The 25,401-nt window shown below is 62.7% G+C and carries 25 protein-coding genes and 1 tRNA gene; 12 read left to right on the top strand and 14 right to left on the bottom strand.

All coding sequences use genetic code 11. The annotated features are described in order from the left end of the window. Positions 1-46 precede the first annotated feature (46 nt). Positions 47-514, bottom strand: a complete 468-nt coding sequence (locus PCO31010_RS24755) for a DciA family protein (RefSeq protein WP_150666593.1) — start codon at positions 512-514, stop codon at positions 47-49. Positions 515-819: 305 nt separating this feature from the next. Here PCO31010_RS24755 and secA point away from each other — a divergent pair, with 305 nt between their 5' ends. The 4 genes from secA to PCO31010_RS24735 all read left to right on the top strand — a co-directional run bounded on the left by secA (position 820) and on the right by PCO31010_RS24735 (position 6,688). Then, the gene (secA, locus tag PCO31010_RS24750) at positions 820-3,630 is read left to right on the top strand and encodes a preprotein translocase subunit SecA (protein ID WP_150666592.1); all 2,811 of its coding nucleotides are present in this window, start codon (positions 820-822) and stop codon (positions 3,628-3,630) included. A gap of 181 nt (positions 3,631-3,811) precedes the next feature. Further along, on the top strand, positions 3,812-5,041 hold the full coding sequence (gene argJ, locus PCO31010_RS24745; protein ID WP_039393336.1) for a bifunctional glutamate N-acetyltransferase/amino-acid acetyltransferase ArgJ: 1,230 nt from the start codon (positions 3,812-3,814) through the stop codon (positions 5,039-5,041). Between the two features lie 251 nt (positions 5,042-5,292). Continuing rightward, on the top strand, positions 5,293-6,174 hold the full coding sequence (locus PCO31010_RS24740) for an ATP-binding protein (RefSeq protein WP_046289863.1): 882 nt from the start codon (positions 5,293-5,295) through the stop codon (positions 6,172-6,174). A 79-nt stretch (positions 6,175-6,253) separates the two neighbouring features. Beyond that, complete coding sequence (locus PCO31010_RS24735) at positions 6,254-6,688, top strand: NUDIX domain-containing protein (protein WP_150666591.1); 435 nt, start codon at positions 6,254-6,256, stop codon at positions 6,686-6,688. A gap of 136 nt (positions 6,689-6,824) precedes the next feature. On the opposite strand, the gene yacG is transcribed toward PCO31010_RS24735, so the two are convergent. The 7 genes from yacG to PCO31010_RS24700 all read right to left on the bottom strand — a co-directional run bounded on the left by yacG (position 6,825) and on the right by PCO31010_RS24700 (position 13,237). Beyond that, the gene (gene yacG / locus PCO31010_RS24730) at positions 6,825-7,019 is read right to left on the bottom strand and encodes a DNA gyrase inhibitor YacG (RefSeq protein ID WP_150666590.1); all 195 of its coding nucleotides are present in this window, start codon (positions 7,017-7,019) and stop codon (positions 6,825-6,827) included. Between the two features lie 4 nt (positions 7,020-7,023). Then, positions 7,024-7,779 (bottom strand): cell division protein ZapD, encoded by a 756-nt coding sequence (gene zapD, locus PCO31010_RS24725; RefSeq protein ID WP_039393327.1) that lies wholly within the window; start codon positions 7,777-7,779, stop codon positions 7,024-7,026. Positions 7,780-7,954: 175 nt separating this feature from the next. Further along, positions 7,955-8,569, bottom strand: a complete 615-nt coding sequence (gene coaE, locus PCO31010_RS24720; protein ID WP_150666589.1) for a dephospho-CoA kinase — start codon at positions 8,567-8,569, stop codon at positions 7,955-7,957. Next, positions 8,566-9,426, bottom strand: a complete 861-nt coding sequence (locus tag PCO31010_RS24715; protein WP_150666588.1) for a prepilin peptidase — start codon at positions 9,424-9,426, stop codon at positions 8,566-8,568. The genes coaE and PCO31010_RS24715 overlap by 4 nt, the downstream gene beginning before the upstream one ends. Beyond that, positions 9,423-10,649: a type II secretion system F family protein gene (locus tag PCO31010_RS24710; protein ID WP_174985143.1), complete on the bottom strand. Its 1,227-nt coding sequence runs from the start codon at positions 10,647-10,649 to the stop codon at positions 9,423-9,425. The genes PCO31010_RS24715 and PCO31010_RS24710 overlap by 4 nt, the downstream gene beginning before the upstream one ends. Before the next feature lie 86 nt (positions 10,650-10,735). Continuing rightward, positions 10,736-11,890, bottom strand: a complete 1,155-nt coding sequence (locus PCO31010_RS24705; protein ID WP_150666586.1) for a GspE/PulE family protein — start codon at positions 11,888-11,890, stop codon at positions 10,736-10,738. A gap of 141 nt (positions 11,891-12,031) precedes the next feature. Then, positions 12,032-13,237, bottom strand: a complete 1,206-nt coding sequence (locus PCO31010_RS24700; protein WP_246184764.1) for an HlyC/CorC family transporter — start codon at positions 13,235-13,237, stop codon at positions 12,032-12,034. On the opposite strand from PCO31010_RS24700, the gene PCO31010_RS27105 reads away from it, so the two are divergent. Beyond that, positions 13,236-13,361: a hypothetical protein gene (locus tag PCO31010_RS27105; RefSeq protein ID WP_257125707.1), complete on the top strand. Its 126-nt coding sequence runs from the start codon at positions 13,236-13,238 to the stop codon at positions 13,359-13,361. The two genes, PCO31010_RS24700 and PCO31010_RS27105, sit on opposite strands and share 2 nt — an antisense overlap. A gap of 190 nt (positions 13,362-13,551) precedes the next feature. Here the strand turns inward: PCO31010_RS27105 and PCO31010_RS24695 are convergent. Together PCO31010_RS24695 and PCO31010_RS24690 are read right to left on the bottom strand one after the other, a co-directional pair. After that, a tRNA-Pro gene (locus PCO31010_RS24695) sits at positions 13,552-13,628 on the bottom strand. Between the two features lie 19 nt (positions 13,629-13,647). Continuing rightward, positions 13,648-14,577, bottom strand: a complete 930-nt coding sequence (locus tag PCO31010_RS24690) for a polyprenyl synthetase family protein (protein ID WP_233327767.1) — start codon at positions 14,575-14,577, stop codon at positions 13,648-13,650. A gap of 327 nt (positions 14,578-14,904) precedes the next feature. On the opposite strand from PCO31010_RS24690, the gene rplU reads away from it, so the two are divergent. The 4 genes from rplU to proB all read left to right on the top strand — a co-directional run bounded on the left by rplU (position 14,905) and on the right by proB (position 18,101). Further along, the gene (gene rplU / locus PCO31010_RS24685) at positions 14,905-15,216 is read left to right on the top strand and encodes a 50S ribosomal protein L21 (RefSeq protein ID WP_039393314.1); all 312 of its coding nucleotides are present in this window, start codon (positions 14,905-14,907) and stop codon (positions 15,214-15,216) included. A gap of 28 nt (positions 15,217-15,244) precedes the next feature. Further along, a complete protein-coding gene (gene rpmA, locus PCO31010_RS24680) occupies positions 15,245-15,505 on the top strand; it encodes a 50S ribosomal protein L27 (protein ID WP_039393311.1) in 261 nt (86 codons plus the stop codon). 147 nt (positions 15,506-15,652) lie between these two features. Further along, a complete protein-coding gene (gene cgtA / locus PCO31010_RS24675) occupies positions 15,653-16,783 on the top strand; it encodes an Obg family GTPase CgtA (RefSeq protein WP_150666584.1) in 1,131 nt (376 codons plus the stop codon). Positions 16,784-16,967: 184 nt separating this feature from the next. Beyond that, positions 16,968-18,101, top strand: a complete 1,134-nt coding sequence (proB, locus tag PCO31010_RS24670; protein ID WP_150666583.1) for a glutamate 5-kinase — start codon at positions 16,968-16,970, stop codon at positions 18,099-18,101. A gap of 110 nt (positions 18,102-18,211) precedes the next feature. Here proB and PCO31010_RS24665 read toward each other — a convergent pair whose 3' ends face one another. Then, complete coding sequence (locus PCO31010_RS24665; protein ID WP_150666582.1) at positions 18,212-18,787, bottom strand: CNP1-like family protein; 576 nt, start codon at positions 18,785-18,787, stop codon at positions 18,212-18,214. 85 nt (positions 18,788-18,872) lie between these two features. Further along, entirely contained in the window at positions 18,873-19,559 is a 687-nt protein-coding gene (locus PCO31010_RS24660; RefSeq protein ID WP_150666581.1) for an RNA pyrophosphohydrolase, read from the bottom strand. A gap of 226 nt (positions 19,560-19,785) precedes the next feature. Between PCO31010_RS24660 and PCO31010_RS24655 the strand changes: the two genes are divergently transcribed. Together PCO31010_RS24655 and PCO31010_RS24650 are read left to right on the top strand one after the other, a co-directional pair. Further along, positions 19,786-21,525: a proline--tRNA ligase gene (locus tag PCO31010_RS24655; RefSeq protein WP_150666580.1), complete on the top strand. Its 1,740-nt coding sequence runs from the start codon at positions 19,786-19,788 to the stop codon at positions 21,523-21,525. A gap of 147 nt (positions 21,526-21,672) precedes the next feature. Next, the gene (locus PCO31010_RS24650; RefSeq protein ID WP_150666579.1) at positions 21,673-22,266 is read left to right on the top strand and encodes a MarC family protein; all 594 of its coding nucleotides are present in this window, start codon (positions 21,673-21,675) and stop codon (positions 22,264-22,266) included. Between the two features lie 114 nt (positions 22,267-22,380). Here the strand turns inward: PCO31010_RS24650 and PCO31010_RS24645 are convergent, their stop codons facing one another. Both PCO31010_RS24645 and ffh read right to left on the bottom strand, forming a co-directional pair. Then, positions 22,381-22,929 carry a hypoxanthine-guanine phosphoribosyltransferase gene (locus tag PCO31010_RS24645; protein WP_046289850.1) on the bottom strand — a complete coding sequence of 183 codons (549 nt, stop codon included), beginning with the start codon at positions 22,927-22,929 and terminating at the stop codon, positions 22,381-22,383. Between the two features lie 107 nt (positions 22,930-23,036). Further along, positions 23,037-24,401, bottom strand: coding sequence for a signal recognition particle protein (gene ffh / locus PCO31010_RS24640; protein ID WP_150666578.1), 1,365 nt, complete (start codon positions 24,399-24,401; stop codon positions 23,037-23,039). 111 nt (positions 24,402-24,512) lie between these two features. Here ffh and PCO31010_RS24635 point away from each other — a divergent pair, with 111 nt between their 5' ends. Next, the gene (locus tag PCO31010_RS24635) at positions 24,513-25,397 is read left to right on the top strand and encodes a cytochrome C assembly family protein (RefSeq protein WP_039393291.1); all 885 of its coding nucleotides are present in this window, start codon (positions 24,513-24,515) and stop codon (positions 25,395-25,397) included. Positions 25,398-25,401 lie beyond the last annotated feature (4 nt).

Below are 25,401 nucleotides of genomic sequence, written 5' to 3'. Positions count from 1 at the left end.
TATTTGACGCGCGAGCTAAATCGGCGTTTGCAATTGCGAGGGATGTTCAGGGTTTGCGCGTACCGCCGTAAGAGTGACGGGCGACGAGCCGCGCGAGCGCGTCGCGCAGCGGAGACGGCTCCAGGGCGTCGCGCAGATCGCGCAGGCTCACGAGCCCCTGACGCGACAGCAGGGCCTCCTTGGGGGGCTTCTGAGGCTCGGGCGTGGCGATGCTCACTCGGATCTTGATCGAGCGGATGAGCCATCCGCGTGTCGCCAGTCCGTCGATCAGCGATGGCGTTTGCTGACGCAGACGCGCCGCCAGCGCGTTATTGCTCACCAGGAAGACGAGCGCCCCTTCACGCGGCGGCGCAAGCCTCACGCTGCCGCTGAGAGCGGCGGGCAACAGCGCGTGAACGTCACGCTCCAGACGGCCGAGTTGTTCGGCGGCGACCAGCAGCGATCCGGCACCGTCGGATGCGGATAACAGGTCGGTCAGAGGGCGGGCAACGCGAGGTGCTTTGGGTCGTTTCATATGATGAGACAGAAGTCACCGCATATTTTACCCCGCCATCGGGCGTCGCCTCGTCCCGCCCCCTGAAAGCCCCGGTTTGTTGACGTTGGGTGCCTTCGGGAGGTGCCACGTCAGCATGCTAGAATCCATTTTTCAGTACAGGTATCGAACCGGCGTGCGGCTAACGTGCCAAACACCGGTGACCCGCAGCGCGCAGACGCTCGGGCGGATCGTTACTCATGGGGCACAACTCCGGGGTAAGGTTTTCCGTCAGACGACAGACTGCGCGATTGCGAACGACATTTGCCGCCCTAACCAGTGATCCGATGATTCCCGGTCTTCTTAAAAAAGTATTTGGCAGCCGCAACCAGCGGCTCATCAAGCAGTACCAGAAAACCGTCACGGCGATTAACGCCCTCGAGCCGCAAATCGCCCAACTGAGCGATGAGCAACTGCGCGGCAAGACTGAGGAATTCAAGCAACGTATCGCCCAGGGGGCGAGCGTGGATTCGTTGCTCGTCGAAGCCTTTGCCGTGTGCCGCGAGGCGGGCAAGCGCGTCCTCAAGATGCGTCACTTCGACGTTCAACTGATCGGCGGCATGGTGCTGCACTACGGCAAGATCGCCGAAATGCGCACGGGCGAGGGCAAGACGCTCGTCGCCACGCTGCCCGCCTACCTGAATGCGCTTTCGGGCAAAGGCGTGCACGTTGTGACCGTCAACGACTACCTGGCACAGCGTGACGCCGAGTGGATGGCGCGTCTGTACAACTTCCTGGGTCTGTCGGTGGGTATCAACCTGTCGCAGATGCCGCACGACCAGAAGCAAGGTGCTTACGCGGCCGACATCACGTACGGCACGAACAACGAGTTCGGCTTCGACTACCTGCGCGACAACATGGTCTACGAGACCGAGCAGCGGGTGCAGCGTACGCTCAACTACGCAATCGTCGACGAAGTGGACTCGATCCTGATCGACGAAGCCCGCACGCCGCTGATCATCTCCGGTCAGGCTGAAGATCACACCGAACTGTACGTGAAGATGGATCGCCTGCCGGCGATGCTCGAGCGTCAGATCGGCGAAGAGAAGTCCGATGGTACGGGCGTCGAAGTGCCGGGCGACTACACGCTCGACGAGAAGGGTCGTCAGGTATTCCTGACCGAGCGCGGCCATGAGAAGGCGGAGCAATTGCTCGCCGAGTGGGGCATGATCGCCGAGGGCGACAGCCTGTACGCGCCGCAAAACATCACGCTCATGCACCACGTGTACGCCGCATTGCGCGCGCACACGCTGTTCCACAAGGACCAGCATTACGTGGTGCAGAACGACGAGATCGTGATCGTCGACGAATTCACGGGCCGTCTGATGGCTGGTCGTCGCTGGTCCGAAGGCCTGCATCAGGCCGTGGAAGCGAAGGAACGCGTCAAGATCCAGCACGAGAACCAGACGCTCGCCTCGATCACGTTCCAGAACTACTTCCGCATGTACGCCAAGCTCTCGGGCATGACGGGTACGGCGGATACCGAAGCGTTCGAATTCAACGAAATCTACCGTCTCGAGACGGTGGTGATCCCGACGAATCGTCAGCCGAAGCGGATCGACCGTCAGGATCAGATCTACAAGACGGCGAAGGAAAAGTACGACGCTGTCATCAAGGACATTCGCGATTGCGTCGAGCGCGGCCAGCCGGTGCTGGTGGGCACGACGTCGATCGAAACATCCGAATACCTCTCGCAACTGCTCACGCGTGAAAAGCTGCCGCATCAGGTGCTCAACGCCAAGCAGCACCAGCGCGAAGCCGAGATCGTGGCGCAGGCGGGCCGTCCGGGCGTGATCACCATCGCGACCAACATGGCCGGTCGCGGTACCGACATCGTGCTGGGTGGCAACGTCGAGAAGCAATCCGGTTTCATCGAAGCCGACGAAAGCCTGTCGGACGCCGACAAGGCCGCCCGCATCCAGCAGTTGCAGGACGAGTGGCAAGGGTTGCACGAGCAGGTGAAGACCGCAGGCGGTCTGCACATCATCGGCACCGAGCGTCACGAGTCGCGTCGTATCGACAACCAGCTGCGCGGCCGTTCGGGTCGTCAGGGCGATCCGGGTTCGTCGCGCTTCTATCTGTCGCTGGAAGATCCGCTGCTGCGCATTTTCGCGGGCGACCGTGTGCGCGCGATCATGGATCGTCTGAAGATGCCGGAAGGCGAGGCTATCGAAGCGGGTATCGTCACGCGTTCGATCGAGTCGGCGCAGCGCAAGGTCGAAGCCCGTAACTTCGACGTGCGTAAGCAACTGCTGGAGTACGACGACGTTGCGAACGATCAGCGTAAGGTGATCTATCAGCAGCGTAACGAACTGCTCGAAGCGCAGGACGTGTCGGAAACGATTGCAGGCATGCGTCAGAGCGTGTTCGAGGATCTGGTGCGCAACTACGTGCCGGTCGGCACCGTGGAAGAGCAGTGGGACCTGAAGGGTCTGGAGACGACGCTGCGCGAAGAGTGGCAGCTCGATCTGCCGCTGCAATCGCGTATCGAAGGCGCAGAAGAGATCGACGACGAAGACATCCTCAAGGAAGTCATGGATGCGGCCGAAGCGTCGTATGCCGCGAAGGTCGATCTGGTCGGCCGCGAGTCGTTCTCGGGCTTCGAGCGTTCGGTCATGCTGCAAAGCGTGGATTCGAACTGGCGCGAGCATCTGGCGGCGCTGGATCACCTGCGTCAGGGTATCCATCTGCGCGGTTACGCTCAGAAGAATCCGAAGCAGGAATACAAGCGCGAAGCGTTCGAACTGTTCGCGCAGTTGCTCGAGACCATCAAGCTGGAAGTCACGCGCGTCATCATGAACGTGCGCATCCAGTCGCAGGAAGAGCTTGAGCAAGCCACGGAGTCGCTCGACGACAACGCAGGCGGTCTGGTGAACATCGAGTTCAAGCATGACGAACTCGAAACCGTGGGCGGCGAAGGCGAAGTAGACGAAGATGCCGGTCGCCCGGTGGTCGCGGCACTCGCCCAGGCAGCAGGTGCTGCGGGCGTAGCCGGTGCAGCTGCTGGCGCCGACATGCTGCCGAAGGTCGGACGCAACGACCCGTGCCCGTGCGGCAGTGGCAAGAAATTCAAGCACTGCCACGGCAAACTGTCTTAAGATGTGAACGATCGACGCGGCGCCGACACTTTATCGGCGCCGCGTCATTTGTAGCGCCGGTTTTTGAGGGTTCGCAAAGCCCCGAAACCGGCCGCACCGATCAACCGCCGCCCCGTCGGGCTGTCGTGCCGACATCGCCAGGGCGGGTGCTTGAACCCTTACCTCTCGCGGGCGAACCCCCATGGCCGTCAATTTCCCCTCGATCGAAGCCTCCCAACTGCACGCCGTTCCGGGCGTCGAACTGGGCTGGGCCGAAGCCAATATCCGCAAACCGAACCGCAAGGACGTGCTGGTCATGCGACTGGCTGCCGGCAGCACGGTATCGGGCGTTTTCACGACCAATCGCTTCTGCGCCGCCCCGGTGACGGTGTGCAAGGAACATCTGGCCGCCCATGCGGGTATCCGCGCGCTCGTCGTCAATACGGGTAACGCCAATGCGGGCACCGGCGAGCCGGGCATGCTGGCCACGCGCGCGACCTGCGACGCGCTTGCCAAGCTGCTGTCGGTCTCGAGCAACCAGATCCTGCCGTTCTCGACGGGCGTGATTCTCGAGCCGCTGCCGGTCGACCGTCTGGTCGCCGGTCTGCCGCAGGCCATCGCCAATCTTGCCCCGGCGCACTGGTTCGAAGCCGCACAATCGATCATGACGACCGACACGCTGCCGAAGGCTGCCTCGCGTCAGATCGTGATCGACGGCCAGACGATCGTGATGACGGGGGTGAGCAAGGGCGCGGGCATGATCAAGCCGAACATGGCCACCATGCTCGGCTTCGTGGGCACGAACGCCCGTGTGGCACAACCGGTGCTCGACGCGCTGGTGAAGTACGTGGCCGACCGCTCGTTCAACGCCATCACCATCGACGGCGATACCTCCACTAACGATTCGTTCATCGTGGCCGCTACGGGCCAGACCGAACTGCCGGAAATCGCCAGCACGGACACCCCGGCGTTCGCTGCCTTGCGCGACGCGCTGCTGTCGATCTCGCAAGAGCTGGCGCAACTGATCGTGCGCGACGGCGAAGGCGCGACCAAGTTCATCACCGTGACGGTCGAAGGTGGCCGTGACGTGGCCGAGTGCCGTCAGATCGCTTATGCCATCGGCCATTCGCCGCTGGTGAAGACCGCGTTCTTCGCATCCGATCCGAATCTGGGCCGTATTCTGGCCGCCATCGGCTATGCGGGCGTGAATGACCTCGACGTCAGCAAGATCGACCTGTATCTCGACGATGTGCTGGTGGCGCGCGCCGGTGGCCGCAACGCTGACTATCGCGAAGAGGACGGTCAGCGCGTGATGAAGCAAAGCGAAATTACGGTACGCGTAGTGCTGGGTCGCGGCGACGCGGCCGCTACGCTGTGGACGTGCGATCTCTCGCACGACTACGTGAGCATCAACGCGGATTACCGCTCCTGAGACCCGACGCGACGGCCCTGAAGGTCTAGGCCTCCCACAGGAGGCGAGGGCCGTCGGCGCATGGCACCGATGCCTGACCGGCGTCGGCCATGTGCCGGTGGAAGTGAATGAGCGAAGCACGCGAGTCCATCGGAAACAACGTTTGGACTGCCGGACGGGTGGCAAAAGCACCGCGGCGCACAGCGAAGGGAAACGACAACACCTCGAAGCATCGACATGAGCGCCCATGAGCGGCGCGGGGATATCGAAGCATGGACAAACTGGAACAGTTCCTGACGCGCGCAGAAGGCGTGCTGGCCCGGCTGGAGGCAATGCTGCCCCCGGCGACCCCTGAGATCGACTGGAGCGTCGCCACGGCGTTTCGCTGGCGCAAGAAGCAGGGCCGCGGGTTTCTGCAGCCCGTCGCGCACGTCTCCTCCATTACGCTAAGCGACCTGCAGAACATCGAACGTCAGAAGGCGCTGATCGAGCAAAACACGCGTCAGTTCGTGCGTGGCGAACCGGCCAATAACGTGCTGCTGACCGGCGCACGCGGCACCGGCAAGTCGTCGCTGATCAAGGCTTGTCTGAATCAATACGCGTCGGAAGGGCTGCGTCTGATCGAAGTCGACAAGGACGACCTGACCGATCTGGGCGACATCGTCGACTTGATTTCGCAACGTCCGGAACGCTTCGTCGTGTTCTGCGACGACCTGTCGTTCGAAGACGGCGAATCGGGTTACAAGGCGCTCAAGGTGGCGCTCGACGGTTCAGTGGCCGCGCAGTCGGACAACGTGCTGATTTACGCGACGTCCAACCGCCGTCACCTGTTGCCGGAGTACATGAAGGACAACGAGAGCTATCGTCACACCGACGACGGCGAGATTCATCCGGGCGAAGTGATCGAAGAGAAGATCTCGCTGTCCGAGCGCTTCGGCCTGTGGGTGAGTTTCTACCCGTTCAAGCAGGACGACTACCTGACGATCGTCGGCCACTGGCTGCAACACTTCGGCGTGCCGGCAGATCAGACGGAAAGCGCGCGTCAGGAAGCGCTGATCTGGGCATTGGAGCGCGGTTCGCGCTCGGGCCGTGTGGCATTCCAGTTTGCGCGCGATTGGGCGGGCAAGCAGCGAGGCGCGGCACAGGCATCGTAACGATTGGGCGGAAGGCGTTGTCCGGGGATGCCCCGGACCGCGGTTTGCCCGATCCCGAAATTCAGCAATGCGTAGCGATATGACAGATTCGAAACGAACGGCGCCGGACGGGCGTCCGGTCACGGAAGTGGCCGTTGGCGTCATGGTGCGCCCGGATGGCGCGGTGCTACTTGGGCAGCGTCCCGAGGGCAAGCCGTACGCCGGTTACTGGGAGTTCCCGGGCGGCAAGCTCGAAGCGGGCGAGTCGGTGGCGGCGGCGCTCGCTCGCGAGCTGCACGAAGAATTGGGGGTCACGGTCGAGCGCTGCGCGCCGTGGCGCGTCCTCGAACACGACTACCCGCATGCGTATGTGCGTCTGCACTTCTGCAAGGTGACGGCATGGCAGGGCGAGCCGCATGGCAAGGAAGGGCAGGCCCTCGCGTGGGAGCATCCGCCGGTGAGCGTGGAGCCGTTGCTACCCGCTGCGTTGCCGCCGCTGTCGTGGCTCGCCGAGGAATTGGCGCAGCGCTCCTGACGCATGTATGACGCCTCCGAGGGCGGAGGCGAGGCGAATGCGGGTCAGTTCCGCTGAACCTGGAAATGCAAAAAAGCCGTTTCGATGGATGTCGAAACGGCTTTTTCTATGGCGCCCGGTGCGCGTCCGTCAGCACTTAGCGTTGTGTCGGGTCGAGCGGCGATTCCTGAGAGGGATCTTCCGGCGATTCGGACGGGATGGTGTACTTCTCCGCCGCCCACGCACCCATATCGATCTGCTTGCAGCGTTCCGAGCAGAACGGGCGGAATTTGGCTTGCGGACTCCAGACGACTTTCTTGCCGCAGGTCGGGCAGTTCACGACGCTCGTCATTGGCTTACAAATTGCAGAGGGTGAGCAGGAACGGCACGTCGCTGTCGACCGGACGCGGCTTCAGATCGCCGTCCTGCGTCGTGAAGCGCACCCATAGCATGTACTTGTTGGCGCTGGCCTCCGGAATGACGCGAAGGTCGGCGGCGACACGCACCTGCATCAGTTGATAGACGCGGCCGGTGAGCATCTGCTGATAGCTGCCCTGCTGCGCCATCGCCTTGCTGGCATGGCCGGACTCGCGCGCCAGCCCCAGCACGATGCTGATGGCATCGCGAATCGGGAACAGCGGGCCGATCCACTTATCGATGTCGTGACGGCGCTGCTCGGCATCGTTGTGACGCCAGGCGTAATACGACGGCAGATCGAAACGGCAGGTGCCACCCGGAATGACCGAACGGCTGCGAATGCTGGCAAGCCACTCGTTGTCGTTCAGGTGCTGGCCGGGTTTGCCGGGAATCTGGTTGAGGTTCGCGATGGCCAGCTCGACTTCGCCGATGAATTGTTCGAGCGCGTCGGAGGCGATATCGGGATTGCCGCGATAGGTCTGCAGCGTCTGACGTTGCCGGTCGAGTTCCTTGACCAGCTCGTTCTTCAGATCGGTGCGACCGGCGATGTCGGCAATCTCGAACATCGTGATCAGGGCCGCGTGATGATCGAGCGGCTGATCCTGTCCGACGAAAAAGGCAAAGCGCCCGAACAGCTCTTCTAGCCGAAGCAGCGTGCGAATGCGTTCGTTGAGCGGATATTCGTACAGGATCAAGCGCGTTGGCCCAAAAGTTGGCGCTTTTCAGCGTAATGGCGACATTCTAATGCGGGAATCTGTCGGGTTGCAACGCGAGTGGGCGCTCAATTGGGCACCGAATGCAAGACACCTGCATGAAATGCCTCCCGACATACCTCCAGACATCGGTATTCCGATGTGCCGTGACGCGAAATCACTCGCCGCCGGTCTGTCTGGCGAACTGAAGATAGGCCGCGTGCAGACGGTCGACCTGGGGGGCGAGCGGTGCCTGCTGCGTGTCGTTGTCGATGATGTCGTCCGCCACGGCGAGTCGCTGCGCCCGTGACGCCTGACGTGCCATGATGGCCTTCACCTGCTCGCGTGTGAACCGATTGCGCGACATGACGCGAGCAATCTGCGTCTCCTCGGTGCAATCGACAACGAGGATGCGCTGCACCCGCTCGCGCCATGTGCCGGACTCGACTAACAACGGCACGACGAAAATCAGATAGGGCCCTTCGGCTTCGGCCGCAGCACGCTCGCACTCCGTGCGTATGAGCGGATGGGTGATTGCCTCCAAACGGGCTTTTGCGGCGTTGTCCGAGAACACCGCTTCGCGCATGCGCGCACGGTCGAGTGAGCCGTCAGGTGCAACGAAGGCATCGCCGAAGTCCCGGCGGATCGCGGGCATCGCCGCACCGCCCGGGGCGGTGATGCTGTGCGCGATGGCGTCGGTATCGATGATGGCGATGCCATGCGTGGCAAACAGATTGGCGACGGTCGTCTTGCCGCTACCGATGCCGCCGGTTAGGCCGATGGCGTAAGTCATGGAGTTCCTCCGATCCAGAGCATGAGGCTGTCGCCACCGAAGAGCGTGACGACACCTGCGGCCGCAAGAAACGCGCCGAAAGGAAACATCTGATCGCCGCGTAAGCGTCCCATCAGCCATGCGCTGCCCGCAATGACAATAGCGAGCACGCACGCGACGAGCAGAATTTGCGGTAGCGCCGTCCAGCCGAACCACGCACCAAGCGCCGCGAAAAGTTTGAAGTCGCCGAATCCCATCCCTTCACGACGTCGTATCCACCAGTACACCCAATACATCGCCCAGAGACTCATGTAGCCCGCTGCCGCGCCGATGACGGCCGACGGCAGGCTGGCAAACCAATGACCGAGGTTACAAAGCAATCCGGCCCAAAGCAGTGGGAGCGTGAGGATGTCAGGCAGCAGCTGCGTGTCGTGATCGATGTAGGCAAGGGCGATCAGCGCCCAGACAAGTCCGAGCGCGCCGACGCTCTGCCATGTCGGCCCAAAGCGCCAGGAGATGGCGACACTCAGCACGCCGCTGAGCAGCGCGAGTTGCCATCGGCGCGACGGTGCGGGGTCGGACAGTGCGACGGGCAGGTTGACCGCGCCGACGCCCGACATCTCGCTGGTCGAGGCAAGCGCAAGGGGGGAGAGCTGGGGGGATGCGGCAGGCAGGGCGTGGGTGTCCGAGCTTTCGGCGGCCTGCAATTCTTCGAGCCATGCGCGCTCGATGGCGGCAGGCACCCGTCGCACGACGACATCGATGAGCAGTCCGGCAATCACGCCGGAAACCGCAAACAATGCGAGACGCCAGTGGGGAGAGAGTTGCGCGAGCCAGTCGACGAGAAGCAGCTCGGCGTAGCCATTCATGGCGTTCATGCGACACCGTATCCGAGTTGGAACATCGGCAGGTACATGGCGAGGACCATGCCGCCGATCAGCAGGCCGAGCAACGTAATCATCATGGGTTCTAGCGTTGCGCAGGTACTGACCAGCGCATGAGACGCTTCCTCGTCGAGCAGGCCGGCGGCCTGATTGAGCATGCGCCCGAGTGTACCCGATTCCTCTCCAATGACGACCAGTTGCGCCACGGCCAGCGGCCAGTGTTCGTCGCCCTCCAATGCCGTCGCCAGACGCTCGCCCCGGGCCACTTTGCGATGCACGTCGTGCGCCGATCGCTGCATCACGAGATTGCCGCAAGCGCTGGCGGCGGCGTCCATGGCGTCGGGCAGTGCGACGCCGGCGTCAAGGAGCGTGCCGAGGGTTCTGGCCCATCGCGCGGCGCTCATCATCCGAAGAATCTTGCCTACGCCGGGTAGCCGCAGCAACAGCCGGTCGCGATGACGTCGCAGCGATAGACTTCGCCGCAATCCCGCAGCGACGACCAGTCCGGCGGCGCCTGTGCTCGCCAGCACCCAGTGACCGTTGTCGAGCGACGCGCGTGAGGCGTCGATGAGCCAGCGGGTCAACGGCGGCAACGGCACGCCACCGCCGGCAGCACTCGCGAATAGCCGTTCGAACTCCGGAATCACCCATTGCAGGAGCGCGATGACGACGGCGATGGCCACCGCCAATACGGTCAGCGGATAGGCGAGTGCGCGTTGAAGTTTGTCGCGAACGCTTTGCAAGTGATCGTACTGTGCGCTCAGCCTTGCCAGCGTCGGGCCGAGCTGGCCGCTCAGTTCGCCCGCCGCGATCAACTGACAATCGACGCTGCTGAACCGACGGCTGGCATGCGCCATCGCCTGCGCGAGCGGATGTCCGAGGGCGACATCCTCGGCGATGGTGGCGGCCAGCCGTTTGAGGCCGCGTGTGTGCGCACCTCTGGCGAGCACGTCGAGGGCGGCGCTCAGTGGCACGCCTGCGCCGAGCAATGTCGCAAGACGTCGCACGAGGTCGGTCGCGTCTGCTGGGCGTGTGCGTGCGGCAGATGAGTGGCGGCGCTGCGGACGCAGTTGTGTGACGGCCAACTGCGGATGCCGATGTCGCAACGCCAGTCGGGCGGCTGCCTCGCCGTGAGCGATCACGGCTCCGTGAAGACGCCGTCCGTCGGCGTCGCGGCCTTGCCATCGCCATCGCTGCAAATGTGTCGATGTCGTCATGCGGCACCTACGCCCGACATGATCGGTGGTCGCCATTGGCGGGGCAGTGGCGCATGCTTTGTGTCGTCGTTCGCATCTCAGTGGCATCAAGCGGGCAGCGTCGCATCGACATCCTCCTGAGCGACAGCGCCTGCATCGACATGCCACAACCCGGCTTCTCTTAGCGTCATGACGCCTTCGCTGCGCGCCTGCGCCGCCAGCTCGTGCGGACTGCGTGCCTGTGCAATGTTGATCGCCTGCGTGGCGCTGATCGGCATCACCTGAAACGCGCCGATGCGCCCTGTAAAACCGGTGCCGTGACAGCGCATGCAGGTGTCCGTGCGGTTCGTTGCCGTCTTCGTTGTGCCGGACGGCTCGCACCCGGCCGGGCATCGTCGCCTGAGCAGGCGCTGTGCGCTGACCAGCAGCAACGTCGACGACAGATTGAACGGGGCGACGCCGAGATCGAACAGCCGCGCGAGCGTGCTTGGCGCGTCGTTGGCGTGAACGGTGGCAAACACAAGGTGACCGGTCTGCGCGGCCTGTATGGCGATTTCGGCGGTCCGTGCATCGCGAATTTCGCCCACGACGAGGACGTCTGGATCCTGACGCAGAAACGCACGTAAGGCCGTTGCAAAGTCGAGACCGGCGCGTTCGTTGAGATTGACCTGCGTGATACCGGCCAGGCGAATTTCCACCGGATCTTCGATGGTGACGATGTTGCGCGACGCATCGTTCAGACGTCGCAGGCAACTATAGAGCGATACGGTCTTGCCGCTGCCCGTCGGGCCTGTCAGCAAGATGAGGCCGTGCGGCCGGGCAATCGCCTGCGTGAGCGCGAGGTATTGCACCGGCGAATAACCGAGACCTTCAAGCGAGAGGGGGACTTTCGCGCCATCGAGCAGGCGCACCACCAGTTTCTCGCCGTGCAGGGTGGGGAGCGCACTCACGCGGCACTCGACCGGTTCGCCCGCTTCGCGCCACACCATGCGTCCGTCTTGAGGCAAGCGCTTTTGTGCGATGTCGAGATTCGCGAGCACCTTCAGACGCGAGACCAACATGTCGCGCGCTGTCAGCGGAACGTCGTCATGCTCTTGCAAGCGGCCATCGATACGCAGGCGTACCCGAAAGCGCTGCGCCATCGGTTCGAAATGGATATCGGAAGCGCCTGCACGAATCGCTTCGCTCAGTATTCGCTCAAGGCGTTGCAGTGGCGTGGTGGACGGCAGGGCGTCGTCGGAGGCGATGGATTGACGCGGCATGACAGGATTCGGCGAGAGCTGGGTGAGGCTTCAGTCTCGTCAAATCCTTGCGGTATCTCAATCGGAATAACCTGAAAAATAGCGGTAGGTGACGGGCAGTGAACGGCTACGACGTGATCGCCTCACGTCGTTCGCGTAGCTTTAGTCGTGATGCGCGGCCCGCGCCGTCGGTTTGAACAGGCGTACCGTTTTGATCGCCTGGTTATCGATCTGCACGATTTCCATACGCACGCCGTCGATCTCGAGACTGACGGACGCTTCGGGAATTTCGCGCAGCACTTCGAGAATCAGGCCGTTGAGTGTCTTCGGCCCGTCGGTCGGCAGATGCAGTCCCAGTCGCCGGTTCAGATCGCGAAGACCCACGCCACCGCCGACCAGACAATCGTCGTCCGCCGTCCACCCCGAACGGCTGCCGCCGGCACCCGGTACGCTCGTCGTGAACTCGCCGATGAGTTCCTCGATGATGTCCTCGGTCGTCACCAGCCCTTCGACTTCGCCGTACTCGTTGACCACGAGTCCCACGCGTCGATGGTTTTCCTGGAAGTACTGCAACTGTCGCAGCGCGGGGGTATCGCTCGGAATGAAATACGGTTCGACGAGCAACGCGCGCAACGTATCGACTGTGAGATCGTCCGGGTGACGCAACGCGGAGAGCGTACGGCGCACCGGCAGAATGCCGACGATGCGATCGATGTCGCCGTCATAGACGGGTAGCTTGTTGTGATAACAGGTTTCGAGTTGCGAGAGGATCGTGTCGAGGGGCGCTGAGATATCGAGCGCTTCGATGCGCGCGCGCGGCACCATCACGTCGTCGACTGCGATGTTCTCGAGATCGAGCAGATTGAGCAGCACGCTACGTGGCTTAGTCGGCATGTAGTTGCCAGCTTCGAGCACGATGGTGCGCAGTTCTTCGGTGGTCAGGCGCGTCTCGCTCGCCGCAGTGCGCGTATCGATGCGCAGCACGCGCAGCATGCCGCGCACGAACGTGTTGAGCACCCACACGAGCGGCTTCGCTGCCGTCACGATCGGTTTGAGCGGCGTGCTGACGGAAAGGGCGATGCGGTCGGGGTAAGTCGCGCCGACGATCTTCGGTCCGATCTCAGCGAAGATGATGATGAGCAGCGCGATCATTGCTGTCGCGATCGACAGCGTGATGGCGTCGTTGCCGAAGTAGCGCACCGCGATGGACGTGGTGAGCACCGGCACGACCGTGTTGATGACGTTATTGCCGACGAGAATGGTCGAGAGCAGGTCTTCCGTGCGAGAGAGCAATCCCTGTGTCGCGCGCGCGCCGTGTACGTTCATGCGTACGAGGTGCTTCAGTCGATGGCGGTTGAGCGCCATCATGCTCGTCTCGGAAATGGAAAAGAATCCCGAGCAGATGATCAGGAAGGCGACGGCGCAGATCTGCGCCCATAAGGGCAAGGCGTCCAAGCGTTTTGGGGCGGCTAAGCGCGGGCGGTGGCAATGAGTCGCCACTATATCAGAGGGGATTGGAAGGTTTGCTGCGTAGCCAGACGCCGACATCTCATCGGAGGGATGTGACGGACTGCCGACTTTTCGATGGGGCGGACGTAGCGAATGTATCCGGCAGTAGAAATAAAAAAACCGACGGACAAGTCCGTCGGTTTTTTTGCTTTGCTTGAGAGCAAAGTAAATCCTGGTCGGGGTGAGAGGATTCGAACCTCCGGCCTCTACGTCCCGAACGTAGCGCTCTACCAGGCTAAGCTACACCCCGCTTCGATACTGCTACTTCGCTAAGTGCGTCGCGCTATCGAGTAAGAACATAATTCTAGCAGGCTATTTTTATAATGGGAAGAGGGGAGTGTAGAAATAATTCGTGCGGCAGCATCTGCCTCTTCCTGAGCACGTGCGAGCGTGTAGTCGAGCGCACCCGTGCGCTTGATCGCGGCGAGGATCGGCTCGAACTTGTCGGTGCCGCCATTCTCGATGGCTTCGCGTACGAGCGCGCGCTCTTCTTCCGTGCCGTGTTGCAGAACGTGAATCAGCGGCAGCGTCGGTTTGCCTTCGCGCAGGTCGTCGCCAGCGTTCTTGCCCATCGCATCGGTGTCGCCGGCGTAGTCGAGCCAGTCGTCCATCAATTGGAAGGCAGTGCCCAGACGGCCGCCGTATTCGCAGACGGCGGCTTCGGTCTGCGCATCGGCGTTGGCGAGCACCGCCGCCAGTTGCGTCGCTGCTTCGAACAGCGTGGCTGTCTTGTACTTGATGACCTGAAGGTAGCGCGCCTCGTCCACATCGGGGTCGTGCATGTTCAGCAACTGAAGCACTTCCCCTTCGGCGATGACGTTGGTCGCACGCGCGAGGATCTGCATCACGCGCATGTTGTCCACGCTCACCATCATCTCGAACGAACGCGAATACAGGAAGTCGCCGACCAGCACCGACGCCGCATTGCCGAACAGCGCATTGGCAGTCTGCTTGCCGCGGCGCAGATCGGACTCGTCGACGACGTCGTCGTGCAGCAGCGTCGAGGTGTGGATGAATTCGATGACGGCCGCCAGCTCGTAGCGGGCGGGCGATGTCACGCCCAGCGCGCCGGAGACCAGCAGCAGCAATGCAGGGCGTAGCCGCTTGCCGCCCGAATTGATGATGTATTCCGAGATCTGATTGATCAGGACCACCTCGGAGGCCAGCCGATGGCGGATAAGCGTATCGACGGCTTTCATGTCGTCGGTGATGGCGGCCAGTACGTTCTGGGCAGAAGTCGAAGCAGTCAAGACAAGGCTCGGGTGAGGAAAAATTCGCCCCAAATTATATAGTGGGCGCGGCGACTTTCGGGCACCAGGGCCGCGGAATGACTGGAGTTACGGAAGTCTTTGACGCAAAAGGAGAAAGTCTGTATAATTCCCCGTTTTCGTGCGTGCATTCGTTGCGCCGCGTCCGAAAATACTTCGGAAAGCGGGCTGCGGCGGGGGCGTTCGACCGGTAGGTGGAGTCCTTTCGGGACCCTCGGTCTGCACGAGAATTCTCTTGTTTATGAGTGAGGTTCAACAATGTACGCGGTCATAAAAACCGGCGGTAAGCAATATAAGGTTGCTGCTGGCGAAAAGCTCAAAGTAGAACAGATACCGGCTGACATTGGCGCTGAAATCACCATTGACCAGGTTCTCGCCGTTGGCGAGGGCGAATCGATTAAGTTCGGTGCGCCGTTGGTCACTGGGGCTTCCGTCAAGGCTACCGTTGTCGCCCAGGGTCGTCACCCCAAGGTGAAGATTTTCAAGATGCGCCGTCGCAAGCACTACCAAAAGCGTCAAGGCCATCGCCAAAACTACACCGAGCTGCGTATCGACAGCATCAACGGCTAATCGATCGAGCTAGGTAAGGAGTTAAGTCATGGCACACAAAAAAGCAGGCGGATCGTCCCGTAACGGCCGCGATTCCGAGTCGAAGCGCCTCGGCGTGAAGGTGTACGGCGGTCAGGCAATCCTGGCTGGCGGCATCATCGTTCGCCAACGCGGTACTCGTATGCATGCCGGCGAAAACGTCGGTATCGGTAAGGACCACACGCTGTTTGCACTGGCCGATGGCCATGTGCAGTTCGCCGTCAAGGGCGCAGCGAAGAAGCAAGTGGTTAGCGTGGTAGCGGCAGCGTAAGCTAAGCCTTTTGCCACCAAAAGGCTCCGCTTCCATGCGGAGCCTTTTTTGTTTCTCCCGCCAGCGCGCACTGGATGCCGCGCGGCGTGGATCATCGAACAGTATTCTGGATCGTCTGCGGACGGTCATTAAGCGGGACGGACCCACATGAAATTCATTGACGCAGCGCGAATCGAGGTGATCGCCGGGGACGGCGGCAACGGCTCGGCATCGATGCGCCGTGAGAAATTCGTGCCGTTCGGCGGACCTGACGGCGGCGACGGCGGTCGTGGCGGCAGCGTGCTCGCCGTGGCGGATCGCAACATCAACACCCTGATCGACTACCGTTATTCGAAGAAGCATCTGGCGAAGGACGGTGAGCGCGGTCGCGGTTCGGACTGCTACGGCAAGGGCGGCGACGATATCACGCTGCGTATGCCGGTGGGCACCATCATTACTGACATGGACACGGGCGAGACCATCGCCGATCTGACCGAACACGGTCAGGAAGTGATCCTCGCGCAGGGCGGTGCAGGCGGTCTGGGCAACATCCATTTCAAATCGAGCACGAACCGCGCACCGCGTCAGACGACGCCCGGCAAGCCCGGTGAGCGCCGCATGCTCCAGCTTGAGCTGAAGGTGCTCGCGGACGTCGGCCTGCTCGGCATGCCCAATGCGGGCAAGTCGACGTTTATCTCGTCGGTGTCGAACGCGCGTCCGAAGGTTGCAGACTATCCGTTCACGACGTTGCACCCCAATCTGGGTGTCGTGCGCACGGCGCCGGGCCGTAGCTTCGTGATCGCCGATATTCCGGGGCTGATCGAAGGCGCTGCCGAAGGGGCAGGCCTCGGCCACCAGTTCCTGCGTCACTTGCAGCGCACCGGTCTGTTGCTGCACATCGTGGACATCGCACCGTTCGACGAAGGCGTCGATCCGGTGGCGGACGCGAAAGCCATCGTCCTCGAATTGCAGAAGTACGACGAGGAGCTGTTCCAGAAGCCGCGTTGGCTGGTGCTCAACAAGGTCGACATGGTGCCTGAGGCGGAGCGTGAAGCGCGCGTCGCCGACTTCAAGGAGCGTTACGGCTGGAGCGGCCCGACCTTCGAAATCTCCGCACTGACGGGCGAAGGTTGCGAGAAGTTGTGTCTGGCGGTGCAGGAGTATCTGTACCAGCAGCGTGGCGCGGTCGAAGAAGCGATCGAAGACGCCGCCGCCGATCCGCGTTTCCGCGCAGGTAGCGCCACGCCGCCCGCCGACGCCGCACCACAAATCCCAACGGACGACACGCCAAAGGCGTAAACTCCACATCACTCAAACGCTGGCGCTGACGTCGTAAGGTATAGAACGTCATCAGGTCCCGGGCCTTGCGCCAACGCCAGCGATCCGGCTGCTGTGGCCCAATGAGAGACGATCCGCACGCGCGGCATCGTCCCGGGCACGGTGGTCTCGTCTTCCCAATACATCCGCAGGAGAATCCAGGTCCATGCGTTCGGTCATCGCCGATGCCAAGCGGCTCGTGGTGAAAGTGGGCTCCAGTCTCGTGACCAACGACGGTCGCGGGCTGGATGATGTCGCCATTGCGCGTTGGGCGCAGCAGATCGCCGCGTTGCGGCACGGGGGCGACGGACGTCCGCCAAAGCAGGTCGTGCTCGTGAGTTCGGGCGCGATTGCGGAGGGGATGCAGCGTCTGGGCTGGGCCAAGCGCCCGAAGGCCATCGACGAATTGCAGGCGGCTGCCGCCGTCGGTCAGATGGGCCTCGCGCAAGTCTACGAGACGCGTTTCGCCGAGCATGGCGTGCGCACCGCACAGATTCTTCTCACGCACGCCGATCTGGCCGACCGCGAACGCTATCTGAACGCGCGCACGACGCTGCTCACGCTGCTGCGTCTGGGGGTGGTGCCGATCATCAACGAGAACGACACGGTCGTGACCGACGAAATCAAGTTCGGCGACAACGACACGCTCGGCGCACTGGTCACGAATCTGATCGACGGCGACGCGCTCGTCATTCTGACCGACCAGTCGGGCCTCTACACGGCCGATCCGCGCAAAGACCCCGATGCCGAGTTTGTGCACGAAGCCGAAGCCGGGGATGAGCGCCTCGAAGCGATGGCGGGCGGTGCGGGCACGAACATCGGTCGTGGTGGCATGCTGACGAAGATTCTGGCGGCTAAACGCGCAGCGACGAGCGGCGCACATACCGTGATCGCGTCGGGTCGCGAAGCGGACGTACTGGTGCGTCTGGCCGGTGGTGAAGCCATTGGCACGCAACTCGTGGCGCGCACGGCGGTCCTGACGGCCCGCAAGCAATGGATGGCCGATCACCTTCAGGTGCGCGGTCGTGTGGTGATCGATGCGGGCGCGTGCAAGAAGCTGATGGAAGAGGGCAAGAGCCTGCTGCCGATCGGCGTGATCGACGTCGAAGGGACGTTTGCGCGAGGTGAAGTTATCTCATGTGTCGACGAGACGGGCCATGAGGTCGCGCGCGGCCTATCCAACTACAGTGCCTCGGAGGCGCGCCTCATTCGTCGTCACCCGAGCAGCGACATCGAACAGGTGCTGGGCTTTGCGAACGAGCCCGAACTGATTCACCGCGACAACCTGATCCTGCGCTGATCCGCATCCGCGCAGACCGTCAGATGCGAAAAACGCCGGCACGTGATACGTGACCGGCGTTTTTTTGCGTCATGACGCCGTCGAGGCGGCGGCGTCGGTCCGGCACAGACTTAGCGATAGGCGGCGGGCGTCGTCGGATAGCGCAGGTTCTGGACGATGTCCTTGGCGGAGCCGTAGGGCGTCTTGTCCTGGCAGAGGAAGTCGCGGTACAGAATGCCCTGATACGCGGTCGAGCCGTACGGCTTGATCGGACGCCATTCGCTGTTGCGCGCCGGTGCCCACGTGCCGTCTGGACGGCCGGTCGCGTACAAGCGAGATTCGAACGACGAGCAGTGGATGCCCTCGTACGACACGTTGCGCGCACCGCTCTTGCTGCGGATCACCGCGATGTAGCGCACCACGCCGTCTTCCCGGGTGACTTCGATGGACTTCGCGTCGACGGCATAGTCGAGCGTGGCGTTCGGCAGCGTCGAGAAGCTGATCAGATCGGCGTCTTGCGGCGCGGCCGTCGGCATCTTGTATTCCGCCTCCTTCCACTTGCCCTTGGCGGCTTCCTGCTGCGCCATGTATTCGTCAAAGTCCTGAACGGGCTGGGACACGCTGCTGCAGGCGGCGATCAGCGCCAGAGCGGCCAGAGAGACAAGCGTGGCCAGGCGCGGGGCGCGGCGGGCAATCGAAGGACGCATGGGAGTGTGGTCGAGAGATCAAAAAAAGCCGACGCGGGCAACCGTGCCCGCGTCCGGTGTTGAGACAGGCCGTCAGCCGCCTGGTTCAGTGCCCCCGGCGGTGCTGAAGGTCGGCACTGTCGGCAGTGCCGGTGTTGGCGGCAGGATCGGCGGTGTCGCTGCCGTCACTGTCGCCACAATTGCCGCCGCCGTAGCTGTCCTCCTGCTCGTGCGACGCATCCGTAGCCCCCGGTGGCATTTCGCCGACCCGGGCACCGGCGCGCGGAAACCGTCGCCGGTCCTGCTGGGCGCGTGCAGCCGAGCGTCGCAGATAACGCGAGAGTTCGTTCAGGGCGAGCTGATACACATCGCGCTTGAATTCGATCACGGCGTCGAGCGGCACCCAGTATTCGTTCCAACGCCAGGCGTCGAACTCGGGATGATCGGTTGCGCGCAAGCAGATATCGCAGTCGCGTCCGACCATGCGCAGCAGGAACCAGATCTGCTTCTGGCCCCGGTAATGTCCGCGCACTTCGCGTTTGATGAACTTGTCCGGCACCTCGTAACGCAGCCAGTCGCGTGTGCGACCGATGATTTTGACGTGTTCTGGCTTTAGCCCGGTTTCCTCGTGCAATTCTCGGAACATGGCCTGTTCTGGCGTTTCGCCGTACTTGATGCCGCCTTGCGGGAACTGCCAGGAGTGCTCGCCCAGCCGCTTGCCCCAGAACACTTCATTGCGTGCGTTTAAGAGGATGATGCCGACGTTCGGGCGAAAGCCTTCACGGTCCAGCATACAACCACCCCTGAATCCTTTAAAATTGCTTCGATTATAAACAGATAATCACCGGCGCGGCGGCCGGCGGCGGCTCGGGTAACCGGGGCGGCGCGTACGGCCGGCGGGTGTCTCAGGGGGTGCGAGGATGGCGCACGGCGTCAATCCGCATCGTCCCGGCCCCGCTTCCCTGCATCAGACCGAACCGTCGCGTGCGCCGTTGACCCTATTTTTTCCGGAAATCTGCATGAAAGCCTCTCGTTTCTTCATCGGCACCCTCAAGGAAGCTCCCGCCGACGCCGAAATCGTCAGCCACAAGCTGATGATGCGCGCCGGCATGATTCGCCGCGTTGCCGGCGGCATCTACGATTACCTGCCGATCGGCCTGCGCTCGATCCGCAAGGTCGAAGCCATCGTCCGTGAAGAAATGAACCGCGCCGGTGCGCTGGAACTGCTCATGCCAGCCGTGCAACCGGCCGAACTCTGGCAGGAGTCGGGTCGCTGGGAGAAGTACGGCCCGGAACTGCTCCGCCTGAAAGATCGTCACGACCGCGATTTCGTCGTCGGCCCGACCCACGAGGAAGTGGTGACGGATATCGCTCGCCGCGAGATCAAGAGCTATCGTCAACTGCCGGTGAACTTCTATCAGGTGCAGACGAAGTTCCGCGACGAAATTCGTCCGCGTTTCGGCGTGATGCGTGGCCGCGAATTCATCATGAAGGACGCCTACTCCTTCGATAAGGACCGCGCGGGCCTGCAAGTGTCGTATCAAAAGATGTTCGACGCCTACGTGCGCATCTTCACGCGCCTGGGTCTGGAGTTCCGCGCTGTGGTGGCCGACAACGGCTCCATCGGCGGCTCGGGCTCGCACGAATTCCACGTGATCGCCGAGACCGGTGAAGACGCCATTGCCTACTGCCCGACGTCGGACTATGCGGCCAACGTCGAGATGGCCGAAGCGCTGCCGCCGCAAGGTGAGCGTCCGGCCGCTGCCGAAGCCATGACCAAGACCGCGACGCCGGGCAAGGCCAAGTGCGAAGCCGTGGCCGAGCTGCTCTCGATCCCGCTGGCACGCACCGTCAAGTCGATCGTGCTGGCCACCGACAGCAAAGACACCGGCACGCAGGTTTGGCTGCTGTTGCTGCGTGGCGATCACGAGCTCAACGAGATCAAGGCGAGCAAGGTGCCGGGGCTGGGCGAACTGCGCTTCGCAAGCGAAGCCGAGATTGTCGAATGGTTCGGCACGCCGCCGGGCTATCTGGGCCCGATCGGCACGAAGAAGCCGGTCAAGCTCGTGGTCGATCGCAGCGTCGCGCACATGAGCGACTTCGTGGTGGGGGCGAACGAGAAGGACTTCCACATCACCGGTGTGAACTGGGGCCGCGATCTGCCGGAACCGGAAATCGTCGCCGATCTGCGCAACATCGTGCCGGGCGACGCCTCGCCGGACGGCAAGGGCGAGATCGCCCTGTGCCGTGGCATCGAAGTCGGTCACGTGTTCCAGTTGGGGACGAAGTATTCGGAGGCGATGAACGCCACGTTCCTCGACGAGAACGGCAAGCCGGCGCCGATGGAGATGGGCTGCTACGGCATTGGCATCACGCGTATTCTCGGCGCGGCCATCGAGCAGAACTTCGACGAGCGCGGCATCATCTGGCCGGAATCGATTGCGCCGTTCGAAGTGGTGCTGTGCCCGATGGGTTACGACCGTAGCGACGCCGTGAGGGCTGCCGCCGACAAGCTGTACGAAGACCTGGTGGCCGCTGGCGTCGACGTGATTCTCGATGACCGTGGCGAGCGTCCGGGTGTGATGTTCGCGGACTGGGAGCTGATCGGCGTGCCGCATCGCGTGGTGATCGGCGACCGTGGCCTGAAGGAAGGCAAGATCGAGTATCAGGGCCGTCGCGACACGGAAGCCCAGTTGCTCGACGCCGCCTCGGTGGCGGAAGTCGTCACCGGCAAGGTGCGCGCCGCCAAGGCGGTCTGATCGAGTGACATGCGACGCGTTGCCGGTAATTGCCGGTAGCGCGCCGCACGATGCTCAGGTCTCGCGCGCCTCGTATCGGCACAAACGCATTACCTGACGGCAGTCGCCCCGGCGGCTGCCGTTGTCATATCTGAAGGCGTCGTCTGTATGGAATACACGTTCGCGTCGGCCACCGTGCTGTTGCTGCTGATTACCGATCCGTTCGGCAACATCCCCATTTTCGTGAATGCACTGAAGAACGTGCCAGCGGGCCGACGGCCACGCGTGATCGTTCGTGAGGTCTTGATCGCGTTCGCGATCCTGTTGTTGTTCATGCTGGTGGGCGAGCGATTCCTGCGCATGATGAGTCTCACCGACCTGTCGTTGCAGCTCGCGGGCGGTATCGTGCTGTTCCTGATCGCGCTGCGGATGATCTTTCCGCGTCCGGACCACGGCTCGCTGCCGGATGCTGGTGAGCCGTTGATTGTCCCGCTTGCGATTCCGGCGCTGGCCGGGCCGTCGGCCCTCGCGACCGTCATGCTGCTCGTCTCGCAGCAACCGGGTCGCATGCTCGAATGGATTACCGCGCTCAGCGTGACGATGGCCGTGTGCGCGGTGGTGCTGTTGCTTGCCGACCGTATCGAGCGATGGTTGGGCTCGCGGGTTGTGGCGGCGTTCGAACGGCTGATGGGGCTGATTCTGGTGGCGATCTCGGTCGAGATGATCCTGAAGGGCGTGAAAGTTTTCGTCCACCAGTTCTGACGCTGGCTCAGGCGGCTGGCGCTGCCGGGCGACACAAAAGAAAAGGGGCCTTGTGCGAACAGGCCCCTTTCTTATTTGTCGCGGGACGAATCCGGCGACGATGTTGCATTCCGATTAGCGCGGCGTCGTCAGCGCGCGAATCGCAGGCAGGTTGCGCCAGTATCCCTTGGCGTCCATGCCGCAGCCGAAGACGTAGCGATCCGGCACGGTGAAGCCGCAGAAATCCGGATGCGACGGCTTCTCCTTTGTCAGGATCTTCTCGCACAACACGGCGCTGTAGAACTTCGATGCGCCCATTTCGAGAATGCGGTCGCGAATCGCGGCCATCGTCGCACCTTCGTCGAGAATGTCGTCGAGCACGAGCACCACGCGGTCGCGCACCGAGTCGCGCGGCGCGACGCGCCACTGCATCGCACCACCGGTGGTGGTGTTGTTGTAGCGCGAGAGGTGGATGTAGTCGAATTCGAGCGGGAAGTCGAGGCGCGGCAACAGCATGCCGGTGAAGACGGCCGCGCCGCCCATGACCGACAGCACCATCGGGAAGTCGTCGCCGACGGCGGCCTTGATGGCTTTGGCCATGGTGTCGACGGACCGGTTGACCTCGTCTGCGGAGACGATTTCTTCGGAATTACGGAATACTTCGAGCGCTTCTTCGCGGTTCATATGGGGCGACCCTGTGGAACGGTGTTGCGGGGGTTTCGCTATGTGCGGCCCGGAGTATATACGGAAAGCCCGTAGTTCAGACCGGACCGCGACCGGATGAGTCTCAATCAGCGCATGCCGGGCATCATGCCCTTCATGCTGCGCATCATCTTCATCATGCCACCGCCTTTGAGTTTCTTCATCATCGTGCGCATCTGATCGTACTGATTCAGCATGCGGTTGACTTCCTGCACCTGAACGCCCGCACCGGCGGCGATACGGCGCTTGCGGCTCGCCTTGATCAGTTCCGGCTTGGCGCGCTCGGCGGGCGTCATCGAGTTGATGATGCCTTCCATGCGGCGCACCTGCTTCTCGGCCTGATCCATATTGGTCTGGCTGGCGGCGGCCTGGAATTGGGCCGGCAGCTTGTCCATGAGCGACGACAGGCCGCCCATCTTCTTCATCTGGCCGATCTGCGCCTTGAAGTCGTTCAGATCGAAGTCGCCACCCTTCTTGACCTTGTCGGCGAGCTTTTGCGCGGCCTGAACGTCAACGCCGCGTTGGGCTTCCTCGACGAGCGCGAGAATGTCGCCCATGCCGAGAATCCGGTTCGCCATGCGATCCGGGTAGAAGACTTCGAGGCCGTCGAGCTTTTCGCCGACACCGACGAACTTGATCGGCTTGCCCGTGACGTGACGCACCGACAGCGCCGCACCGCCGCGCGAATCGCCGTCGAGCTTGGTGAGCACCACGCCGGTGAGCGGCAGCGCGTCGTTGAAGGCGCGGGCGGTGTTCACGGCGTCCTGGCCGAGCATGGCGTCGACGACGAACAGCGTTTCGATCGGTTTCAGCTCAGCGTGCAGGGCACTAATTTCCTGCATCATCGCTTCGTCAATACCCAGACGGCCGGCCGTATCGACGAGCAGCACTTCATGGTGATGGCGACGTGCCCAGTCCACGGCGGCGCGGGCGATATCGACCGGCTTCTGGTCGGGTTGCGACGGGAAGAAGTCGGCGTCGACCTGCTTCGTGACCGTCTCCAACTGGGCGATAGCGGCGGGGCGGTAGACGTCGGTGGAAACCGTGAGGACTTTCTTCTTCTGGGCGCGCAGCAGCTTGGCGAGCTTACCGACGGTCGTCGTCTTACCTGCACCCTGCAAACCGGCCATCAGGATGATGGCAGGCGGGGTAGTGGCGAGATTGAGTTCGGCGGCACGGCCTTCGTAGTCGCCGCCCATCAGCGCGGTCAGTTCGCGCTGCACCACGCCGACGAGTGCCTGGCCGGGCGACAGGCTGGAAATGACTTCCTCACCGAGGGCCTTTTCCTTCACCTTGGCGATGAAATCGCGCACCACCGGCAGGGCGACGTCGGCCTCGAGCAGGGCGAGGCGCACTTCGCGCAGCATTTCCTGCGTGTTGGCTTCGGTCAGCCGGGCTTCGCCGCGCAGGGTCTTGACGACTTTGGCAAGGCGCGTAGTGAGATTGTCGAGCATGAAACGTATCCTGTAAGACCTTCAGCGGCCTCGGTTGCCCGCCCCCCGGGCCGTAGACGGCGGTGGCAAGCACGGCAGCGCGCCCCTCATGGGCTGGTGTAAACTTCAAACATGACTATTTTACTGTATGCGCTGACCGCCATCCTCTACGCCGGGTTGGCGGTTTGTTCGTGGCAAGGATACCGGCGCGACGCCGCGCTCGCACTCGCGGGCGGACAAGTCGCGCCTGCGCCCGTCACGGGCACGCCCTCGCGCTGGCCGATGCAGCTTTCGCTGTTCGCCGCGCTCGTGCTGCACGGGGTGTTGCTGCATCAGACGATCTTCCGCGCCGACAGCATGCACTTCGGTTTCGCGTACATGCTCTCGGCCATGTTGTGGCTTTCGGTCGGCATCTACTGGATCGAGAGTTTCTTTTTCCCGCTCGAGAGCCTGCGACTGATGGTCACACCCGTGGCAGCTGTCGCGTGTCTGTTGCCGATGATCTTTCCGGACGTGCGCATTCTGGGATTTGCCGCCAATCCGGTGTTCAAGGCGCACTTCATCATCGCCAACATGGCCTACGGTCTGTTCGCGCTGGCGGCGTTGCACGCATTGCTGATGATCTATGCCGAGCGGCAACTGCATCCGTCGCGCAGCAACGAGGCGACGGGCTGGCTCTCGCGCTGGCTTGAGACGCTGCCGCCGCTGCTTACGATGGAGAAGCTGCTGTTCCGTCTGATCGGCGCAGGGTTCGTACTGCTTACGCTGACGCTGATCTCCGGCGTGATGTTCTCCGAGGCACTCTTCGGGCGCGCGGTGCGCATCGATCATAAGACCGTGTTCGCGGTGGTGTCGTGGCTGATGTTCGGCGCGGTGCTGCTGGGGCGGCATTTTTACGGGTGGCGCGGCAAGGTCGCGCTGCGTTGGGTTCTGGCGTCGTTCGTGGCGCTGTTGCTGGCGTATGTCGGTTCTCGCTTCGTGCTTGAGGTGGTGCTGCATCGCATGACGGAGACTTGAAGCG

This window comes from Pandoraea commovens, assembly GCF_902459615.1.
GTDB classification, from domain to species: domain Bacteria; phylum Pseudomonadota; class Gammaproteobacteria; order Burkholderiales; family Burkholderiaceae; genus Pandoraea; species Pandoraea commovens.
This window is presented reverse-complemented; position numbering and strand designations above follow the sequence as displayed.

Coding starts and splice junctions, on each gene's coding strand:
- proB (WP_150666583.1), top strand. CDS start 16,968: ATGCGTTCGGTCATCGCCGATGCCAAGCGGCTCGTGGTGAAAGTGGGC.
- PCO31010_RS24740 (WP_046289863.1), top strand. CDS start 5,293: ATGGACAAACTGGAACAGTTCCTGACGCGCGCAGAAGGCGTGCTGGCC.
- rplU (WP_039393314.1), top strand. CDS start 14,905: ATGTACGCGGTCATAAAAACCGGCGGTAAGCAATATAAGGTTGCTGCT.
- argJ (WP_039393336.1), top strand. CDS start 3,812: ATGGCCGTCAATTTCCCCTCGATCGAAGCCTCCCAACTGCACGCCGTT.
- PCO31010_RS24690 (WP_233327767.1), bottom strand. CDS start 14,577: ATGAAAGCCGTCGATACGCTTATCCGCCATCGGCTGGCCTCCGAGGTG.
- PCO31010_RS24655 (WP_150666580.1), top strand. CDS start 19,786: ATGAAAGCCTCTCGTTTCTTCATCGGCACCCTCAAGGAAGCTCCCGCC.
- PCO31010_RS24755 (WP_150666593.1), bottom strand. CDS start 514: ATGAAACGACCCAAAGCACCTCGCGTTGCCCGCCCTCTGACCGACCTG.
- secA (WP_150666592.1), top strand. CDS start 820: ATGATTCCCGGTCTTCTTAAAAAAGTATTTGGCAGCCGCAACCAGCGG.
- PCO31010_RS24700 (WP_246184764.1), bottom strand. CDS start 13,237: ATGATGGCGCTCAACCGCCATCGACTGAAGCACCTCGTACGCATGAAC.
- yacG (WP_150666590.1), bottom strand. CDS start 7,019: ATGACGAGCGTCGTGAACTGCCCGACCTGCGGCAAGAAAGTCGTCTGG.
- coaE (WP_150666589.1), bottom strand. CDS start 8,569: ATGACTTACGCCATCGGCCTAACCGGCGGCATCGGTAGCGGCAAGACG.
- PCO31010_RS24660 (WP_150666581.1), bottom strand. CDS start 19,559: ATGCTGGACCGTGAAGGCTTTCGCCCGAACGTCGGCATCATCCTCTTA.
- ffh (WP_150666578.1), bottom strand. CDS start 24,401: ATGCTCGACAATCTCACTACGCGCCTTGCCAAAGTCGTCAAGACCCTG.
- PCO31010_RS24665 (WP_150666582.1), bottom strand. CDS start 18,787: ATGCGTCCTTCGATTGCCCGCCGCGCCCCGCGCCTGGCCACGCTTGTC.
- rpmA (WP_039393311.1), top strand. CDS start 15,245: ATGGCACACAAAAAAGCAGGCGGATCGTCCCGTAACGGCCGCGATTCC.
- PCO31010_RS24710 (WP_174985143.1), bottom strand. CDS start 10,649: ATGACGACATCGACACATTTGCAGCGATGGCGATGGCAAGGCCGCGAC.
- PCO31010_RS24705 (WP_150666586.1), bottom strand. CDS start 11,890: ATGCCGCGTCAATCCATCGCCTCCGACGACGCCCTGCCGTCCACCACG.
- PCO31010_RS24645 (WP_046289850.1), bottom strand. CDS start 22,929: ATGAACCGCGAAGAAGCGCTCGAAGTATTCCGTAATTCCGAAGAAATC.
- PCO31010_RS27105 (WP_257125707.1), top strand. CDS start 13,236: ATGCTCGTCTCGGAAATGGAAAAGAATCCCGAGCAGATGATCAGGAAG.
- PCO31010_RS24635 (WP_039393291.1), top strand. CDS start 24,513: ATGACTATTTTACTGTATGCGCTGACCGCCATCCTCTACGCCGGGTTG.
- PCO31010_RS24650 (WP_150666579.1), top strand. CDS start 21,673: ATGGAATACACGTTCGCGTCGGCCACCGTGCTGTTGCTGCTGATTACC.
- PCO31010_RS24715 (WP_150666588.1), bottom strand. CDS start 9,426: ATGAACGCCATGAATGGCTACGCCGAGCTGCTTCTCGTCGACTGGCTC.
- cgtA (WP_150666584.1), top strand. CDS start 15,653: ATGAAATTCATTGACGCAGCGCGAATCGAGGTGATCGCCGGGGACGGC.
- PCO31010_RS24735 (WP_150666591.1), top strand. CDS start 6,254: ATGACAGATTCGAAACGAACGGCGCCGGACGGGCGTCCGGTCACGGAA.